At 60.8% G+C, this 17,241-nt stretch carries 11 protein-coding genes and 1 tRNA gene; 4 read left to right on the top strand and 8 right to left on the bottom strand.

Annotated elements, in window-relative coordinates; all coding sequences use genetic code 11:
- Positions 1–48: 48 nt before the first annotated feature.
- The 4 genes from V6584_RS06735 to V6584_RS06720 all read right to left on the bottom strand — a co-directional run bounded on the left by V6584_RS06735 (position 49) and on the right by V6584_RS06720 (position 6,076).
- Positions 49–1,800 (bottom strand): type 2 periplasmic-binding domain-containing protein, encoded by a 1,752-nt coding sequence (locus V6584_RS06735; RefSeq protein ID WP_340469927.1) that lies wholly within the window; start codon positions 1,798–1,800, stop codon positions 49–51.
- Positions 1,801–1,942: 142 nt separating this feature from the next.
- Positions 1,943–3,697, bottom strand: a complete 1,755-nt coding sequence (locus V6584_RS06730; RefSeq protein ID WP_340469929.1) for a type 2 periplasmic-binding domain-containing protein — start codon at positions 3,695–3,697, stop codon at positions 1,943–1,945.
- A 392-nt stretch (positions 3,698–4,089) separates the two neighbouring features.
- Positions 4,090–5,031, bottom strand: a complete 942-nt coding sequence (locus tag V6584_RS06725) for a carbohydrate ABC transporter permease (RefSeq protein WP_340469930.1) — start codon at positions 5,029–5,031, stop codon at positions 4,090–4,092.
- 22 nt (positions 5,032–5,053) lie between these two features.
- Entirely contained in the window at positions 5,054–6,076 is a 1,023-nt protein-coding gene (locus V6584_RS06720; RefSeq protein WP_340469932.1) for an ABC transporter permease, read from the bottom strand.
- A gap of 257 nt (positions 6,077–6,333) precedes the next feature.
- On the opposite strand from V6584_RS06720, the gene V6584_RS06715 reads away from it, so the two are divergent.
- Positions 6,334–6,984: a YesL family protein gene (locus V6584_RS06715; protein WP_340469933.1), complete on the top strand. Its 651-nt coding sequence runs from the start codon at positions 6,334–6,336 to the stop codon at positions 6,982–6,984.
- A 148-nt stretch (positions 6,985–7,132) separates the two neighbouring features.
- Here the strand turns inward: V6584_RS06715 and V6584_RS06710 are convergent, their stop codons facing one another.
- The 4 genes from V6584_RS06710 to V6584_RS06695 form a co-directional block, all read right to left on the bottom strand.
- On the bottom strand, positions 7,133–8,884 hold the full coding sequence (locus V6584_RS06710) for an ABC transporter substrate-binding protein (RefSeq protein ID WP_340469934.1): 1,752 nt from the start codon (positions 8,882–8,884) through the stop codon (positions 7,133–7,135).
- 419 nt (positions 8,885–9,303) lie between these two features.
- Positions 9,304–11,076, bottom strand: a complete 1,773-nt coding sequence (locus V6584_RS06705; RefSeq protein ID WP_340469935.1) for an ABC transporter substrate-binding protein — start codon at positions 11,074–11,076, stop codon at positions 9,304–9,306.
- Positions 11,077–11,289: 213 nt separating this feature from the next.
- Positions 11,290–12,240 (bottom strand): carbohydrate ABC transporter permease, encoded by a 951-nt coding sequence (locus V6584_RS06700; RefSeq protein WP_340469936.1) that lies wholly within the window; start codon positions 12,238–12,240, stop codon positions 11,290–11,292.
- 28 nt (positions 12,241–12,268) lie between these two features.
- A complete protein-coding gene (locus tag V6584_RS06695; protein ID WP_340486319.1) occupies positions 12,269–13,003 on the bottom strand; it encodes an ABC transporter permease subunit in 735 nt (244 codons plus the stop codon).
- Positions 13,004–13,741: 738 nt separating this feature from the next.
- Between V6584_RS06695 and V6584_RS06690 the strand changes: the two genes are divergently transcribed.
- The 3 genes from V6584_RS06690 (at position 13,742) to V6584_RS06680 (ending at position 17,163) form a co-directional block, all read left to right on the top strand.
- Complete coding sequence (locus V6584_RS06690; RefSeq protein ID WP_340469938.1) at positions 13,742–14,467, top strand: VTT domain-containing protein; 726 nt, start codon at positions 13,742–13,744, stop codon at positions 14,465–14,467.
- A gap of 235 nt (positions 14,468–14,702) precedes the next feature.
- Positions 14,703–14,775 (top strand) — tRNA-Ala (locus V6584_RS06685).
- Positions 14,776–15,108: 333 nt separating this feature from the next.
- A complete protein-coding gene (locus tag V6584_RS06680; protein ID WP_340486316.1) occupies positions 15,109–17,163 on the top strand; it encodes a cellulase family glycosylhydrolase in 2,055 nt (684 codons plus the stop codon).
- The last annotated feature ends 78 nt before the right edge of the window (positions 17,164–17,241 follow it).

The following is a 17,241-nucleotide window of genomic DNA, read 5'->3' as shown; positions in this document are numbered from 1 at the left end:
TGGTGGGGCCGGGGTCCGGGACCCCACACCCCACCACCCGGTGCGGAATCAGTCGCTGGCCGAATCCTCACGGCTGGCGAACTGCTTCTTGATGTTGACACGGGCCGTGTTCTGGTCCTTGGCGTTCTTCATGTCCACATCGAGGACCTGCTTGAAGCCCAGACCGTCGACCTTGGAGCGCATCTCGTCCATGAGGGAGTTGAACTCGCCGTCGTCCTTGGCAAAGACGGCCTTCCAGGAGGTGTTGACGATTTCGGTCTTCACCTGACCACGCAGGGTGGATATCTGGGAGTTCTCGTCGGGCTGGATGAAGCTGGAACCGGGGGCGATCATGAGCTTGCCGGCCTTCTCCAGGTACTGCATGGAGGTCTTGGCCCCATCCATATGGGCCGACCAGTCCTTGTCGAGTGCGGAGTTGCTGAACTGGTCGATGGTGGACTTCCACATGCTGGAGTCATAGGGCTCCTTGGTGGCGGGATCGATGTCGGTGGCCAGCTCGGTCGTGAAGTTCAGGGCGGGCACGCCGTCGGAGTAGGAACCGCCGCCGAACTGTGCGGGGACCTTGGAGGACTTGTCGCTCTGCAGCTTCTTGCCGAAGTCGGTCAGCTCGGGCTTTCCGTCCTTGATGTCGTAGTTCATCCCCTTGACGTTGCTGGCCATGGCGTAGACGCCCTCGGGCGAGTAGAGCCAGTCGATGAAGTTCACCAGACGCTGCTTGTTCTTGGCCTTGGAACCCAGGGCGATGATGGAGGAGCCGCCGTTGGGGGTGGCGCCATAGGAGAAGATCTTCATGTCGCCCATGGGGGCCAGCATGTAGCCCTTGCCCTGGGCCTTGTGCTCAGTGTTGTTGAAGGCCGCAGGCCCCAGGTAGCTCCAGAAGGAGAAGAGGATCTTGCCCTGCTGGTACTTGGCGGACATGGTGTCGTAGTTCTGGGTGGAGGACTCGGGGTCGACCAGGCCCATCTGATTGGCCTTGTTGAAGAACTGCAGGGCCTTCTCGTACATGCCGCCCTTCTGGGTGATCGACTGGAAGTCGGACCCGTCGGCCTTGGCGAGGACGAAGCCCATCTCGTCATAGCCGAAGTAGGTGGTGGGCTGCTTGGCGTTGTTCATCATGTTGCCGTCCCAGTCCTTGAACAGGGAGAAGGCGTAGACGTTCTTGTCGCCGGTTTCGGCACGGGCCTTGTCCTGCATCTGCTTGAGCACCTGCAGGAAGTCATCCAGGTTGTTGAACTTGGGGTAGCCGATCTCCCGGTAGTAGTCCCAGCGGATGTAGGGGCCGAAAACGGGCTCGTTGCCCTCGGAGGGCTCGGTCGGGCTCTTGGTCGAGACGCTCTGCGGAACCCCCCAGACGCCGCTGCTCTGGCCGGACAGCTTGTTGAGGGCATCGGTGGCGGTCTTGTACTTCTTGATGTTCTTGGCATCCTTCATATAGGGTGTCATGTCCTCGATCAGGTGGGCCTTGATCAGCTTGGTCAGCCTGCCGTTGCCTGCGCCGGTGATGATGATGTCACCCAGGTTGCCAGAGGCCGAACGGGTGTCGAAGAGGGTGCTGCCGCCACCTGCCACATTGGGCGAGATCATGTTCAACTTGAGGTTGAACTTGTCCTTGACCATCTTGGCGAACCAGCCCTTCTGGACCCCCTGGTAGTTGGCAAGGTCGTCATAGACGTCAACCTTCATCAGGGAGCCGTCGTCCTTCTCGTCGGCGGTCTTTTCACCGCCCCCGCCACATCCGGCCAGGGCCAACGAGGCGGCCAGCAATGTCGCCGTCACTACTGCGAATTTGCTTTTCTTCATGGTTTCCTTTTATTGCCTTTCTCTGTCTTCATCTGCGTTTCAGACTCCCCCTGTACGCCCGGACCGGTCTCCCGGCCGGGCGTACAGGGGCGGTCAAGTCATCTCTTGCTCCCGGGCAGCTTCATCAGGGCCACCCGGACGCTCACTTCTTGTCCTCGAACTGCTTCTTGATGTCGACACGGGCCGTGTTCTGGTCCTTGGCATCCTTCATGTCCACATCAAGGACATCCTTGTAGCCCATGCCGTCAACCTTGGAGCGCATTTCGTCAAGGATGGTGTTGAACTCATTGTCGTCCTTGGCAAAGGAAGCCTTCCAGGAGGCGTTGACGATCTCCGTCTTCACCTGGCCACGCAGGGTCTTGATCTGAGAGCTCTCGTCGGGGGTCACATAGCTGGAACCGGGGGCCACCATGATCTTGTCGTTCTTCTTCAGATACTCCATGGTGGTCTTGGCCCCGCCCATGTGGGCCGACCAATCGGTGCTCAGGGGATCGGTGTTCTTGGCCAGCTGGGAGGGCCACATGCTGGCGTTGTAGGGGTAGCCGGTGGAGGGGTCCTTGTCCTGGACGATCACCGTCGGGTAATTGAGGGCGGAGACCCCGTCCTTGTAGGTGCCGCCACCCCAATCGGCGGGCACGTTTGCGCCGTTGCCGAAGAGGACCTTCTCACCGAAGTCGGTCAGGACCGGCTTGCCGTCCTTGACGGTCCAGTTCAGGTCCTTGGGCCCGGCGGAACCACCGGTCTGGGCGCCGGAGGCGTAGACGCCCTCGGGCGAGTAGAGCCAGTCGATGAAGTTCACCAGACGCTGCTTGTTCTTGGCCTTGGAACCCAGGGCGATGAAGGTGCTGCCCCCGTCGGGGGTGGCGCCGTAGGAGAAGATCTTCATGTCCTCGAGGGGGGCGATCATGAATCCCTTGCCCTGGGCCTTGTGATCCGTGGTGTTGTAGGCGGCCTGTCCCAGCCATGGCCAGAAGGAGAAGAGAATCTTGCCCTGCTGGTACTTGGCATACATGGTGTCGTAGTTCTGGGTGGTGGATTCGGGGTCGACCAAGCCGGCCTGGGCCGCCTTGTTGAAGAATTTCAGGGCCTTCTCGTACATGCCGCCCTTCTGGGTGATCGACTGGTAGTCGGATCCGTCGGCCTTGGCGAGGACGAAGCCCATCTCGTCATAGCCGTAATAGCAGGTGGGCTGCTTGGCGTTGTTCATCATGTTGCCGTCCCAGTCCTTGAACAGGGACATGGCGTAGACGTTCTTGTCGCCGGTATCGGCACGGGCCTTGTCCTGCATCTGCTTGAGCACATTGACCAGGTCATCCATGTCGGAGATCTTGGGGTAGCCGACCTCTTTGTATATGTCCCAGCGCACATATGGTCCAAAAGTGGGCTCCAGACCCTCGGAGGGCTCGGTGGGCGCCAGGGTGGTGACCGAGCCGGGCAGGCCCCAGACCCCGCTCGTCTGCCCGGCGACCTTGTTGAGGGCGTCGGTGGCGGACTTGTACTTCTTGATGTTCTTGGCGTCCTTCATGTAGGGCGACATGTCAGCGATCAGGTGGGCCTTGACCAGCTTGGCGGCCTGCCCGGAGCCGGACCCGGTGATGATGATGTCACCCAGGTTGCCGGAGGCCGAACGGGTGTCGAAGAGGGTGTTGCCCCCGCCAGCCACGTTGGGGGCCACGATGTTCAACTTGAGGTTGAACTTGTCCTTGACCATCTTGGCGAACCAGCCCTTCTGGATCCCCTGATAGTTGGCCAGCCCATCGAAGACGTCAACCTGCATGAGCGAGCCGTCGTCCTTCTCGGTGGCCGACGAATCGCCGCCCTTGCCGCCACAGCCGGCCAGGGCCATGGAGATTGTCAGGACGGTGGCAGCCACCGCCGTCAGTTTCTTCGTTTGCATCGTTTCCCCTTTCGAGACGCCTTCAGGCTCCCTGTCCCTCCCTGCCACCTTCGGCAGGTCACCGGCGACGGATCACCTGGCGGCGTTGTCTGACTTACGTTTGCATATTCGGGATTCATACGGATGTCTGCCGGGCCGACGCAACCCATCCCTGTCGATGCGCCCTGCCCGCCGGCCCCTGCCCGCCGGTCTCGGACCGGGTACCGGGCTGCCGCCGCCTACGACTTCGATGGCGGTGACGGTCCGCCCTGCGGCAGACCACCTTCGGACCGGTGGGGCCACCGCCGGTCTTGCGTTTCTCATCGATTGTCCTCCTTGATGAATCGACAGGAAGGCTTCCTTCCGTCGCGGCGGACCAGGCCGACGCGACGGAAGTCCGCACCTCCTCTGGGTTAGCCCTTGACGGCGCCGAGCATCATGCCCTTGACGAAGTAGCGCTGGAAGAGGGGGTAAATGAACAGGATGGGCAGGACCACGATGACAGAGACGGTCATCCTGATCGAGGAGGGGGTCTGCTGGGTGGCCAGGGCCGCCATGTTCAGGGCCCCGCCCGCGCTGGCCTTGACCGCGCTGGCCAGGGAGCTGGCCTGGTTGATGTATTGGTAGAGCAGGTACTGCAGGGAGTAGAGCTTGGAATCGGTCATGTAAATCAAGGTGTCCTGGAAGGAGTTCCACTGGCCCACGGCCGAGAAGATGGCCACGGTCGCCAGGATGGGCGTGCACATGGGCAGGACGATCCTGAAGAAGACCGTGAGCGTTCCGGCACCGTCCACCTCGGCAGCCTCCTGGAGGGACTTGGGGATGGACTCGATGAAGGTCTTCACCAGGATGATGTTGAAGGGCTGCACGATGGCCGGCAGGATGTAGACCCAGAAGTTGTTGGTCAATCCCAGGTTCTTCATCGTGATGAACATGGGGATCAGACCGGCGTTGAAGTACATGGTGACGATGATGAAGCGGTACCAGAGCTTGCGGTGCCACATGTTCTCCTGGGTGAAGAGGAAGCCCAGGAAGGCGCTGGCCAGAACGGTCAGAGCAGCTCCGATCACGGTGCGCCCCAGGGAGACCAGCGCGGCCGTCCCCAGGCCCTCCAGCTTGAAGACCTCCACATAGTTGCTCCAGTGGATGCCCTTGGGCCAGATGGTGATCTTCCCGGCGGCGCTCAGGGTGTTGTCGGAGATGCTGTTGATGATCAGATAGTAGAAGGGGTAGACGCAGATGAAGGCGAAGAGGATGAAGAAGATGATGTTGAACACATTGAACACCTTCTCGCCCTTGGTCCTCTGCAGGAGGGGAGAAATGCCCTTCGACCCGATTGTCATGCTGTCGCTCATGATTGTTTCCTTCCCCTCACGCTCAGACGATCGACTCGCCACGGGTGCGCTTGGACACCCAGTTGACCAGGAACAGGAGGACCACGCTGACCAGGCTCTTCAACATGCTGATGGCGGTGGCCAATGACAGGCTGTTGTTCCCCATGCCGATGTTGTAGACATAGAGGTCCAGCACCTGGATGTGCTTGAGGTTGAAGGCGTTCTGGAAGACGTAGTACTGGTCCATCCCGTTGTTCAGGAAGTTGGACACGCTCAGCATCAGCATGACCAGGTAGGTGGGCATCAGCTGGGGGATGGTGACGTGGATGATCTGCTGGAAGCGGTTGGCCCCATCGACCTGTGCCGCCTCATAGAGCTCCGGGTCGATCCCGGATATGCCGGCCAGGTAGAGGATGGACCCCCAGCCCAGTCCCTTCCACAGGCTCCACAGGAGCATCTTGATGTAGGTCCCGCTGTCCGAATCCAGGAAGTGGATGGGCTGGGAAATCAGGTGGAGGTTCTGCAGAAGCCCGTTGACCATGCCCGTGGAGGAGAACATGGCGAAGGCCAAAGCGTAGACCAGGACCCAGCTGATGAAGTTGGGCAGGGTGGTCAGGGTCTGGATGACGTTCTTGAAGTGCTTGTTGCGGATCTCATTGAGCCCGATGGCGAAGAGCAGGGGGAAGAAGGAGGTGAGGATGCCCAGGCCGCTCATGACGAAGGTGTTGACCAGGACCTGGCCCACGGTGTGGAGCTGGGCGGGGTTCTGGACCATCATCTTGAACCACTGGAAGCCCACGAACTCGCTCTCCGAAAGGGGGATCGGGGGCTGGTAGTCATAGAAGGCGTAAACCCAGCCGAGAAGGGGATAGTAACTGAACAGGACCACGAGTATCAGGAAGGGGACCGTGAAGAGGAAGAGGTTGATGCTGTGCCTTTTCTTCCCGTTGATTTCCTTGTGATGTTTGGTCTGCCCTCGTCGGGTACCGTTCAACGGAATGTCGCCGGTTGACATCCTGCCCTCCTGTCTTCTCCAATAAGCCTGCTTCTTTGCTTTGCCGACCATCCCGCCGTTCTTCCTTCCACCTCATCGGCGCTCCGTGAATCGCAGTAGGCTTATTTATATGTTTGTAAATAGATTAGTACACCCGTTTGACTTAGCTGTCAAGCCGCCTTCTCCCGCCTTGCATGTCACCGTCTGTCAGCCAGCCCGAACCGCCGTCCGCTTGGTGCCGGAAGGGCAGGAACACCCTGCGCACCTGTAGCTGGCTTCGGGGAGGGGGGTGTGGGAGCATTGAACCAAGTGGATAGGAAAGGCCGCATATGCATTTCAATCTCGAGAGCCCCTTCTGGCAGTTCGTGAACACCCTGCTGAGGTTCACCGCCCTCAACCTGCTCTTCGTGGTCACCTGCATACCCCTGCTGACCATAGGACCGGCACGGACCGCGCTCTACGGCACGATCTTCGCCTACGACGATCACGATGACATCGCCCTGTGCCGACAGTATCTGAAAAGACTCGTCAAGGAGTTCAGGCAGTCGATCATCGCCTTCCTCATCCACGTGGCCCTGGCCGCCGTCGTGATCTACTCCCTGTCCTTCTGGCTGAACATGAAGGGCGACGCAACCTATCTGGCCCTGATCATCCTCGTCATCGGGGCGGTCCTCCTGGTCGTCTCATTCGAATTCCTGTACCCCATCCAATCCAGATACTCCAACACCGTCTGGGGGTTCTTCAAACTCTCCCTGGGCGTTCCCATGGGGATACCGATCTACGCCCTCTGCCTGATCGCCATCGACGTGGTCTTCGCCTTCCTCATTTATTACGTGCCCTTCCTGCGTATCCTCGCCCTGCTTTTCGGCTTCTCCTGGCTGGCCTATGCCAAATCGCTGATCTTCCTCAGGGGATTCGACCGCTTTGAACGCGGGCAGAAGGGCGAGACGAAGACCACATACACCAATGGTTCCCTGTGAAGGCGGGCGCCCCACCTGCGGGAATCCGGATTTCCTGCGAACGCAATGATGCGCGTCGGCCCTGAAGGCCGGCGCGCATCACCGGAACCGGTGCCGGCCTCAGCCGGTCACCCCGCCTGCCCCGTACAAGGCGGGGAGGCTTCTGGAATCACTTGGTCCTGTCCGCATACTCCTTGACGATGTCCTGACGGGCCTTCGTCTGGGCCTTGGCGTTGGCCATGTCGATCTTCTCGAGCTGTTCGTAGCCCAGGCCCTGCACGTTGGTCCGCATGGTCTTCAGGATTGCGTTGAATTCGTTGTCATCCTTGGCGTAGACAGCCTTCCACGACTGGGAGACGAGCTCGGTCTTCACCTGGCCACGAACCGCGGTTATCTGCGAATCCTCCTCCGGGGCGATGTAGCCTGCACCGGGGGCCACGAGCACCTGATGCTTCTTCTCCAGATATTCCAGAGCCGTCTTGGCGCCGGCCATGTGTGCACCCCAATCGTCACGCAGGGCGTTGGGCTTGGCCAGTTCTGTCTTCCACAGGGCGGAGTTGTATGTCTCCTTGGTGTTCGGATCGATGTCGTTCTGGTTGACGCCCTGGAAGTGCATCATCGAGATTCCCTTGTTGTAGTCGCCGCCTCCGAACTCGGCGGGGACCTTGAGGCCGTCGGCTTCATTCATGGCCTTGAGGCCGAAATCGGTCATCTTGTTGCCTTCAGGGGTCTTGGTCCAGCACATCTTCTCAGGGCAGACGGGCCCTCCGGCGTTCTGGGCCGTCGCATAGACGCCCTCGGGCGAGTAGAGCCAGTCAAGGAAGTTGACCAGCCTCTGCTTGTTCTTGGCCTTGGCGCCGATGGCCAGGATGGTATCGGCCCCGTTGGGGGCGAAGCCGTCCGAGTAGACGTCCATATCCTGCAGGGGGGCCAGCATGAAGCCGATCCCCTTGGCCTTGTTGGCGGTCGAGTTGATGCGCGGCTGGCCCAGCCAGCTCCATATGTCGAGCAGCATCTTGCCCTGGCTGGTCTTGGCGGTGATGTTGTCCCAGGTCTGGGTGGAGGAATCAGGATCGATCAGTCCCATCCTCTCGGCCTTGTTCAGGAAGCGCAGCATCTTCTCGTAGATGCCCCCCTCCTGGATGGGCGTCTGGTCGTCGGACCCATCGGCCTTGGTCAATACGGTGTTCATCGTGTTGTAGCCGTACCAGGCCGCCATATCCATGGGGAACTTCATCATGGGGCCGTCCCAGTCCTTGAACATGCTCAGGGCATAGATGTCCTTCTGGCCCGTATCTGCGCGGGCCTTGTCCTGCATGAGCTTGAGCACGTTCAGGAAATCGTCCAGATTCTTGATTTCCGGATAACCAACCTCCCTGTAATAATCCCAGCGGATATGCGGGGAGTTGCCCGGCTCGTCACCCGCGTTCGATTCGGTTGGGGAACGCATGGAGACATTGCTGGGGATGCCCCAGATGCCCTTCTTCCCCGCCACCTTGGAGACCCGGTCCAGAGCACCCTGATACTGCTTGAAGTGCTTTGCGTTCTTCGCATACGGGGTGAGGTCCGCGAGGAGGTTGGACTTGACCAGCTTCTGCAGGCGGCCGTTGCCCGGATGGGTGAGGATGACGTCACCCAGGTTCCCCGCAGCGGACCTGGTCTCGAAGAGGGTCTCGGCGTTCCCGGTGACCCCGGGCGCGATGACCTTGAGTTTGATGTTGAACTTGTCCTTGATGATCTTGGCGAACCACCCCGTCTGCATGCCTTGGGCTGTCGCGTCCTGCGAGAACATCTCCACGACCATCTCGGAGTTGTCGTCGGGACCCTCGCTCTCGTTGCCGCCACCGCCGCAACCTGCCAGGGCCATGGCGGCCGATAGGGTCACGGCCACCGCAGTGGCCGCTTTCTTTTTGAGGGACATATCGGTATTCCTTCCTTACTTTCCTGCCGCCGTCCGAAGACGGCATCATGAAACTCATGCGGCCGCGCTTTCGAGGCTCCCTCCTCGAGCCGATCACAGCCATGGGTCCGGCCCTGACAGGCGCGGATGAATCACGCAGGCGAAAGGGATCCATCTGACACCCCATGGGTTGTCTCCGTCTCCCCGTGACCTGCGGCGGCAAGTCCCCGCCTCCTCCGGGTCTCGAGGCCGCACTGCTTTTTACATGGTCGGACGGCCAGAAGCCTTGCCCCATGGGGGGCAGGTCCTTTGGCCGTCCGATGGCAGGGACCGGCGAGGCCGGCCGGGGCTGCGCCTTGCGGCGCGCTCACCACCGGCCGGACAGCCGGCCCCAAGTCAACATCGCGACCATCCGGTCCTCGCGGGCCGGAAACTGTCCGTCATTGCTTGTGCTGCTTGTTGAATTCGACGACGATGTCCTGGCGGGCCTTCGTCTGGGCCTTGGCGTTGGCCATGTCGATCTTCTCGACCTGCTCATAGCCCAGACCCTTCAGGTTGTCCCGCATGGTCTGCATGATCGAGTCGAATTCGGCATCGCTCTTCGCGAAGACCGCCTTCCAGGATTGCGACACGATTTCGGACTTGATCTGGCCACGCAGGGTCTTGATCGCGGAGTCCTCCTGGGGGGCGATGAAACCGGCCCCGTTGGCGACCACGATCTCATCGTGCTTTTCAAGCCACTCCAGGGCGGTCTTCGCCCCGTCCATATGGGCGCTCCAATCGTCGCGCAGGGCGTCCGGCTTGGCCAGTTCGGATTTCCACAGCTCGGGGTTGTAGGTCTCATGGGTGGTCGGGTCCAGATCGTTCTTGTGGACACCGGTGAAGTGCATCATAGAAACACCCTTGCCATACTGGCCTCCTCCGAACTCCTTGGGGACGGGCCGCGAATCGTCGGGATCGCCAACCCCCTGCAGGCCGAAAAGCACACGGACGCCGAAATCGGTCATCTTGTTGCCGTCCTTGGTGCGCACCCAGCACATCTTCTCCGGGCAGGCCTGTCCCATGGCACCGGTGGCCGTCGCGTACACGCCTTCGGGGGAATACAGCCAGTCGATGAAGTCAACCAACCGTTGCTTGTTCTTCGCCTTGGCCCCGAGGGCTATGACCGGGTCGTGCCCCTTGGGGAGGAAACCGTCGGCGTACACCTTCAACCCGGGGACGGGGGCCAGCATGAAGCCGATCCCCTTGGCCTTGTTCCCGACCGTGTTCATCGCAGGCTGGCCCAGCCAGCACCAGATGTCGGCCAGGACCTTGCTCTGGTGCACCTTGGTGGCCAGGTTGTCCCAGGTCTGGGTGGAGGAATCCGGATCCACCAGACCCATCTGGTCTGCCTTGTTCAGGAAGCGCAGCATCTTCACGTAGATGCCGTCCTTCTGGGTCACCGGTTGGTCATCGGTTCCATCCGCCTTCGACATCACCGTGTTCATGGGGTTGTATCCGTACCAGGAAGCCATGTCCATGGGGTATTTCATCAGCTCCTGGTCCCAGTCCTTGAACAGGCTGAGCGCGTAGATGTCCCTCTTGCCCGTCTCCTCACGGGCCTTGTCCTGCATGAGCTTGAGCACCTTCAGGAAATCATCCAGGTTGTTCATCTTGGGGTATCCGACCTTGCGGTAATAATCCCAACGGATGTGCGGGGCGGTGCCTGGTTCGTCGCCCGCCGAGGGCTTGGCCGGGGACTGGGTGGCCACGTCCGACGGGGCGCCCCACACGCCCTCCTTGCCGGCCACCTTTGAGACACGGTCAAGCGCCCCCTTGAATTTCTGGAGGTTCTTCTCCTTCTTCAGGTAGGGTGTCATGTCGGCCACCAGATTGGCCTTCACAAGTTTCTCCAGGCGGCCGTTATCCGTGTTCGTCACAATCAGGTCGCCAAGTTGTCCGGTCGCGGAACGGGTCTCGAAAATGGTCTCGGCATTGCCTGACTGGGCGGGGGCGATCACCTTCATCTTCATGTTGAACTTGTCCTTGATGAGCTTGGCGAACCAACCCTTCTGCTCGCCTTGCGCGTTGGCGGTCATGGAGAACACCTCCACGTTCAGCAGGCCGTTGTCATCGGCCTCCTTGTCGTCACCGCTGCCGCCGCAACCCGCCAGGACCATGGCGGATGACAGCGCCAAGGCTATCGCCGTTGATGCCTTTCTTTTGAGGGACATCGCCCCTCCTTCCTTTGCTTCCGCCATCGCCGTGACGGCGGACATTGCCATCTACGGCTTCCTTCCGCGCATGCTTCGGGATGCCGGTGTTGCAGGGGGACATCCGGGGAAGAAAAGCTGCGGCCCGGATCCGGGGATGCCCCCACAATCAGCTGCGCATCACCGCCTCTTCCGCGTTGGTGCCAGTGTCGGTATCGGTTTCCCCTTCGTGGTTCAGCCCTTGACGGCGCCGAGCATCATGCCCTTGACGAAGTAGCGCTGGAAGAAGGGGTAGACGAAGAGGATGGGCAGGACCACGATGACGGCGACGGTCATCCTGATCGATGTGGGCGTCTGCTGCGTGGCCATGGCGGCCACATTCACCGCGCTGCTGGTCCCGTTCGCCTTCACCGACGAGGCCAGAGCGGCGGCCTGGTTGATGTAGAGGTAGAGGACGTACTGCAGGGAGTAGAGCTTTTCGTCGGACATGTACAAGAGGGTGTCCTGGAAGGAGTTCCACTGGCCCACGGCCGAGAAGATGGCCACGGTCGCCAGGATGGGCGTGCACATGGGCAGGATGATCTTCCTGAAGACGGTCAGGGTACCGGCACCGTCCACCTCGGCAGCCTCTTCCAGGGAACTTGGTATGGACTCGATGAAGGTCTTCACCAGGATGATGTTGAAGGGCTGCACGATGGCCGGCAGGATGTAGACCCAGAAGTTGTTGGTCAATCCCAGGTTCTTCATCGTGATGAAGCCGGGGATCAGACCGGCGTTGAAGTACATGGTTATGACGACGAAACGGTACCAGAACGAACGCCGCCACATCTTCTTCTGGGTGAACATGAAGCCCAGATATGCACTGGCGAGGACCGTGCAGACCGTGCCGATGACCGTCCTGCCGAGGGAGACCATGGCCGCGTCACCGAGCCCCTCCAGGCCGAACACGGCCTTGTAGTTCTCCAGGTGGAACCCGTGAGGCCACCAGTTGACCTCGCCGGCGGCACTGGCGTCGTTGTCGGAGATGCTGTTGATGATCAGGTAGTAGAAGGGGTAGGTGCAGAGGAAGGCGAAGAGGGTGAAGAAGAGGATGTTGAATACGTTATAGACCCTCTCCCCCTTAGACCTGCGGATCATATGGGACCGATCGACGATCCCGGCGGTCATGCTTATGGCTTTGCTCATGGTTTCGGCTCTCTTTCCATCCGGGATCTCAGATGATCGATTCTCCGCGCACACGCTTCGAAAGCGCATTGACGCTCAACAGGAGCGCGACGCTCACCAGGGATTTGAGCATCGAGATGGCCGTCGCCAGCGACAGGCTGTTCTGCCCCATGCCCACGTTGTAGACGTAGAGGTCCAGCACCTGGATGTGCTTGAGGTTGAAGGCGTTCTGGAAGACGAAGTACTGGTCCATCCCGTTGTTCAGGAAGTTGGACACGCTCAGCAGGAGGAGGACGAAATAGGTGGGCATCAGCTGGGGGATGGTGACGTGAATGATCTGCTGGAAGCGGTTGGCGCCATCTACCTCGGCCGCCTCATAGAGTTCCTGGTCGATGCCGGCTATGCCGGCCAGGTACATGATCGAGCCCCAGCCCAGGCCCTTCCACAGGCCCCAGGCCATCATCTTCAGCCAGGTGTATGAATCCGAATCCAGGAACTTGATTGGTGCCGAGATCAGGTGCATGTTCTGCAGCGTCTCGTTGACCATGCCGGAGGAGGAGAACATGGCGAAAGCCACGGCGTAGACCAGGACCCAGCTGATGAAGTTGGGCAGGGTGGTCAGGGTCTGAACGATGTTCTTGAACCAGCGGGCGTGGATTTCATTCAACGCGATCGCGAAGAAAAGGGGGAGGACCGAGGTCAGGATCCCCAGGCCGCTGATGGCGAAGGTGTTGATCAACACCTGCCACACCGCTCGCAACTGGGCGGGGTTCTGGACCATCATCCGGAACCACTGAAGGCCTACGAATTTGCTTTCGGAAAGCGGAATGGGCGGCTGGTAATCAAAGAAGGCGTATATCCAGCCAAAGAGGGGGAGATAACTGAAGAGGACGACGAATACAAGAAGGGGAACAATCAGGAGCCAAAGATTGAAACTATGAATCTTGGGAGAATTTACCCCCCCCCCCGCGAAACGCTTCCTCTTCTTCGGACCGACCCCGGAGACAACACCGTCGAGCGTCACGCCGGACGCAGAAGACACGTCCTTCCGCTGCCCGACAGCGCCAATGTCTTTATCTAGAACCTGCACCCTTCCTCCTTCGGTCAGCAACTTCGCTTCTTGGACTGCAGTAGATGGTCACGAGGGATACAGCTGCGTATTCCCACTTCGGATTCCCCACAACCTCGTAAAAAGGATATTAAACTAACAATTCGCCCTTTGTCAAATAGCCAGGCCGTGGCATACCGGCAAAATCAAAACGGAAAAGCAGCATACACACCCCCTCACGCCCTGCGCCACAGGCGGGTGCTCCCGCACGGCGGCCGGGACCCTGCCGGCAGGGAGGGCGGAGACATGTCGGGAGCCTTGACAGAGCCCTTGACGCATCCGCCCCCGGTCAACCCCCACACCCGGGGTTGTGTCTTCCTCGCAAGGGTCTGGAGGCGGCCAGGTGCTCGCAGGCCCTTCTTGCTACAGTGTGAAAGGGTTTGCGTTTCGACATGACAGGACGGTCTTTGGCACATGGGATTCATACACTGGCTCATCAATCTCCTCAAGGACCCCCGGAGCGCCATCGCCGGGTGGATCGCCATGGGTCTGGTGCCCACCTACGCCTTCATCTTCCTGATCATCTTCATCGAGACGGGCGTGGTCTTCATGCCCTTCCTGCCCGGAGACTCCCTCCTCTTCGCGGCCGGCGTCTTCGCCCATGACCCCAAGAGCGGGATGGCACTGGACATCCTCCTGCCCGTGGTCTGGTTGGCCCCCATCATCGGCGATCAAAGCAACTATTTCATAGGTCACTTCTTCGGCCGGGCCATCATCCGGTCGGGCAAGGTGAAGGCCCTGACCCCCGAGCGTCTGGCCAAGACGGAGGGGATGATCGACAGGTGGGGGCCGCTGGCCGTCTTCCTGGGCCGCTTCTTCCCCTTCATCAGGACCTTCATGCCCTTCATTTCGGGAATATCGGGCATGAAGTGGAGCAGGTTCACCCCCTTCAGCGTCCTGGGGGGCCTGGTCTGGTCCACCCTCTTCACCCTTCTGGGTTACTTCTTCGGCGGCATCCCGGCCGTCCAGGAGCACTTCGAGCTGGTCATCGTGCTGATCCTGGTCATTTCCGTCCTGCCCACGGTCATCGGCCTGATCAGGGCCCGGTTCGGCCGGGGGAAGAAGGACGCAGCGGAGAAGACCGTCGAAGGCGAGGAAGAGCTCGAGGAAATCGGGCAGGGCGGAGAGGTCATCGACTGAACTGTTCGGCCGGACCGGCTATCGGCAACCTTTGAGCCGCGGCGGCCATGGCAGGTGTTCACACCTTCCCACCCGGCCGCAAAGCCGACGGAAGAGGCCGGCATCGCACCTCACCAGCCGGCATCGCACCTCCCCGGCCCGCCGAAACCCCTCTCCCCACGGTCATCCGAATTGCGTTTGTGCCCGCCCTGCGATACAGTACTATCTGTTGTCCGGCCACGGTCGGGCAATGGCCGGGGCTGTAGCTCAGTTGGTAGAGCGCTTCGTTCGCATCGAAGAGGTCGGGGTTTCGACTACCCTCAGCTCCACTCAGATGTTTCTTTTCCCATCGGCATCGCCTCCATGCATCCATGACTTGGCCGGGCATGCAGCATTCCGATTCCTCCTGCGGACGCCTGGCATCTGACGTAAAGGCCCGGCCGGACGGGCGGCGAAATGGGTGCCCGCATCTTACCGCTTTTACTTAAATGATTGAACTACAATGTGTGTTGGGGGGACATCAGCCGTGGATGCCAGAACCCCGCAAGCCGCACGCCGTCAATCATGAGACGCAGGCGGCAGAGCATCACAACAAGGGCATCGCCTGAGGCGGCGTCACACAAGAAGAGCCGCACAGGACATGAAGGGGGGTCGAATCGGCAATGAAGCTATTCGGAATCTTGGGTAAGGCGACAGGCAAAGGCGTCAGCCACACCTGGAGGAGCACCTCAGCCGGAGAGGCGAGGGCTGAAAGAGGCCAAGAAGGGTGGCAGGTCCGGGAAACGGACGAACCGCAGGCCATCGAAAGGCACAAGGCGGGGATCAAGCAGGGGCAGGGGCCAGGCAGAGCGGGACGCAGGTGGATCCCGGCCCCCGCCGTCGCCATCACAGCCCTGTCCCTCATTGGTCTGGCGCTGGCACCCACGGCGGGCGCGGCCGCACAGGCACAGGCCGGACCTCAGGAGGCCAAGACCTGGTCGGCTGCCAGGACGGCAGCCACCTCTGCAATCAATCCGTCAAACGCGGGACTGACGCCATCACTCCAGTTCGCCAGGAACATGGGACGGGGGTGGAACCTGGGCAATTCCTTCGATGCGGTGGACACCAACTGGTCCTCGCCTGACCGGGGCGAGCAGGCCTGGGGGAATCCTGAGGTGACCCCCGACCTTCTCAAGGCCGTCAAGGCAAAGGGCTACACCAGCATCCGCATCCCCATGACCGTCTACCGGCGTTACCGGGACCTGGGATCGACCAACAAGGACGGCTACCGCTTCCTGATCGACCAGGCCTGGCTCAACCGTTACCGCCAGGTGGTCGATCAGGCGAAGGGCCTTGGCATGCACGTCCTGGTCAACATCCACCACGACTCCTGGATCTGGCTCAAGCAGTGGAACGGCCAGACAGGGGCCAAGGAGGAGGTCATGTTCTCGGACTTCTGGAAGCAGCTGGCCCGGACCTTCGCCGATGAGCCGGACAGTGTGGCCTTCGAGACCATCAACGAGCCCCAGTTCAACACCTGGGACTACCCATCCGGCCAGGAGAAACTGGACAGGCTGAACACCGAAGCCCGGACAATCATCCGCTCCGTGCCCGGCAATGAGCACCGTATGATCGTCATGCCCACACCCTCCACCACCCCGTCGGACGAGTACACCAGGCACCTGGCCGCCCTGATCAAGGGCTTCAAGGATCCCTATGTGGCGGCCACGGTCCATTACTACAGCGAGTGGCTCTACAGCGCCAACCTGGGAATCACCGGCTTCGACGAGCGGATCGGCACCGACAACCAGGGCCGGCCCACCACGGCCAGGACCTCGGCCGCCGCCACCTTCAAGACCATCCAGGAGAACCTGACCAGTCAGGGCATCGGCACCGTGATCGGCGAATACGGCCTCCTGGGCTATGACACCGGCAACGACGTGCTCCAAGAGGGCGAGGAGGTCAAGTACTACGAGTACATGAACCAGCTGGCCCGCCAGGGAGGGGTCGGCCTCATGCTCTGGGACAACGGCTCCATGATTTCCCGCCAGGCACCCTACGGCTGGAAGAACGCCCGGATCGGTTCGGAGCTCCAGGCGGCCATGAATGCCTCTTCTTCCTACGCCACAGGTGCCGACACCATATACCTTGATTCCAAGGCCCAGTCCGGCCTGGCCATCCCGCTGACCCTTAACGGGAACACCTTCGTTGGAATCGCGGGACTTTCATCCGGTTCTGACTACGTCTACGACCCCTCTTCCCAGACAGTGAACCTGACCCCCGCCTACTTGAACAGGATTCAGTCGGTCCCTGACGCACCCCGATACGGGCAACTGGCCGACCTGACCCTCAGGTTCAGTGCCGGAGCCGACTGGCATGAGTATGTCGTGCGCAACGGCCAGGCTTCCTCTTCATCGGCCTGGGGCAAGCGGAACGGCATCACCATCCCCATGGACTACGCCGGGAACGCCGTACGCCGGGTCTCCGCCAGACAGGGCGGAAGATCCGTCGGGCCCAACTCTTCCTGGTGGTCATATCTGCAGGCCGGTTCGGCCTTCTCATGTGACAGGAGTGCCGGGACCTTCACTCTGACCGGGAATTTCTTCGGCGATCCGACGGTCTCAGATGGGACCGTCGATGTGACCGTGGACTTCTTCAACGGACCTTCGATCGTCATCCCGTTGACCTTGTCATCCGGATCGGTGCAGGCTGCCGTTTCCTATCCGATTGGCTGGTGACGGCGCCATGAGCCCGTCCTCCCCCGGAAAAGGGAGCGGGCAGGAGGACAGGCAACAGGACGATGCCTCTTCCCGCCA

It is taken from the genome of Bifidobacterium favimelis, assembly GCF_037963085.1.
Classification (GTDB): domain Bacteria; phylum Actinomycetota; class Actinomycetes; order Actinomycetales; family Bifidobacteriaceae; genus Bombiscardovia; species Bombiscardovia favimelis.
The sequence above is the reverse complement of the archived record's forward strand: the minus strand, read 5'-3'. Positions and strand labels throughout refer to the sequence as shown.

What these genes read in the sequence shown, in the direction of transcription:
- V6584_RS06735 (WP_340469927.1), bottom strand. Translation starts at nt 1,800, where the DNA reads ATGAAGAAAAGCAAATTCGCAGTAGTGACGGCGACATTGCTGGCCGCC.
- V6584_RS06730 (WP_340469929.1), bottom strand. Translation starts at nt 3,697, where the DNA reads ATGCAAACGAAGAAACTGACGGCGGTGGCTGCCACCGTCCTGACAATC.
- V6584_RS06725 (WP_340469930.1), bottom strand. Translation starts at nt 5,031, where the DNA reads ATGAGCGACAGCATGACAATCGGGTCGAAGGGCATTTCTCCCCTCCTG.
- V6584_RS06720 (WP_340469932.1), bottom strand. Translation starts at nt 6,076, where the DNA reads ATGGTCGGCAAAGCAAAGAAGCAGGCTTATTGGAGAAGACAGGAGGGC.
- V6584_RS06715 (WP_340469933.1), top strand. Translation starts at nt 6,334, where the DNA reads ATGCATTTCAATCTCGAGAGCCCCTTCTGGCAGTTCGTGAACACCCTG.
- V6584_RS06710 (WP_340469934.1), bottom strand. Translation starts at nt 8,884, where the DNA reads ATGTCCCTCAAAAAGAAAGCGGCCACTGCGGTGGCCGTGACCCTATCG.
- V6584_RS06705 (WP_340469935.1), bottom strand. Translation starts at nt 11,076, where the DNA reads ATGTCCCTCAAAAGAAAGGCATCAACGGCGATAGCCTTGGCGCTGTCA.
- V6584_RS06700 (WP_340469936.1), bottom strand. Translation starts at nt 12,240, where the DNA reads ATGAGCAAAGCCATAAGCATGACCGCCGGGATCGTCGATCGGTCCCAT.
- V6584_RS06695 (WP_340486319.1), bottom strand. Translation starts at nt 13,003, where the DNA reads ATGATGGTCCAGAACCCCGCCCAGTTGCGAGCGGTGTGGCAGGTGTTG.
- V6584_RS06690 (WP_340469938.1), top strand. Translation starts at nt 13,742, where the DNA reads ATGGGATTCATACACTGGCTCATCAATCTCCTCAAGGACCCCCGGAGC.
- V6584_RS06680 (WP_340486316.1), top strand. Translation starts at nt 15,109, where the DNA reads ATGAAGCTATTCGGAATCTTGGGTAAGGCGACAGGCAAAGGCGTCAGC.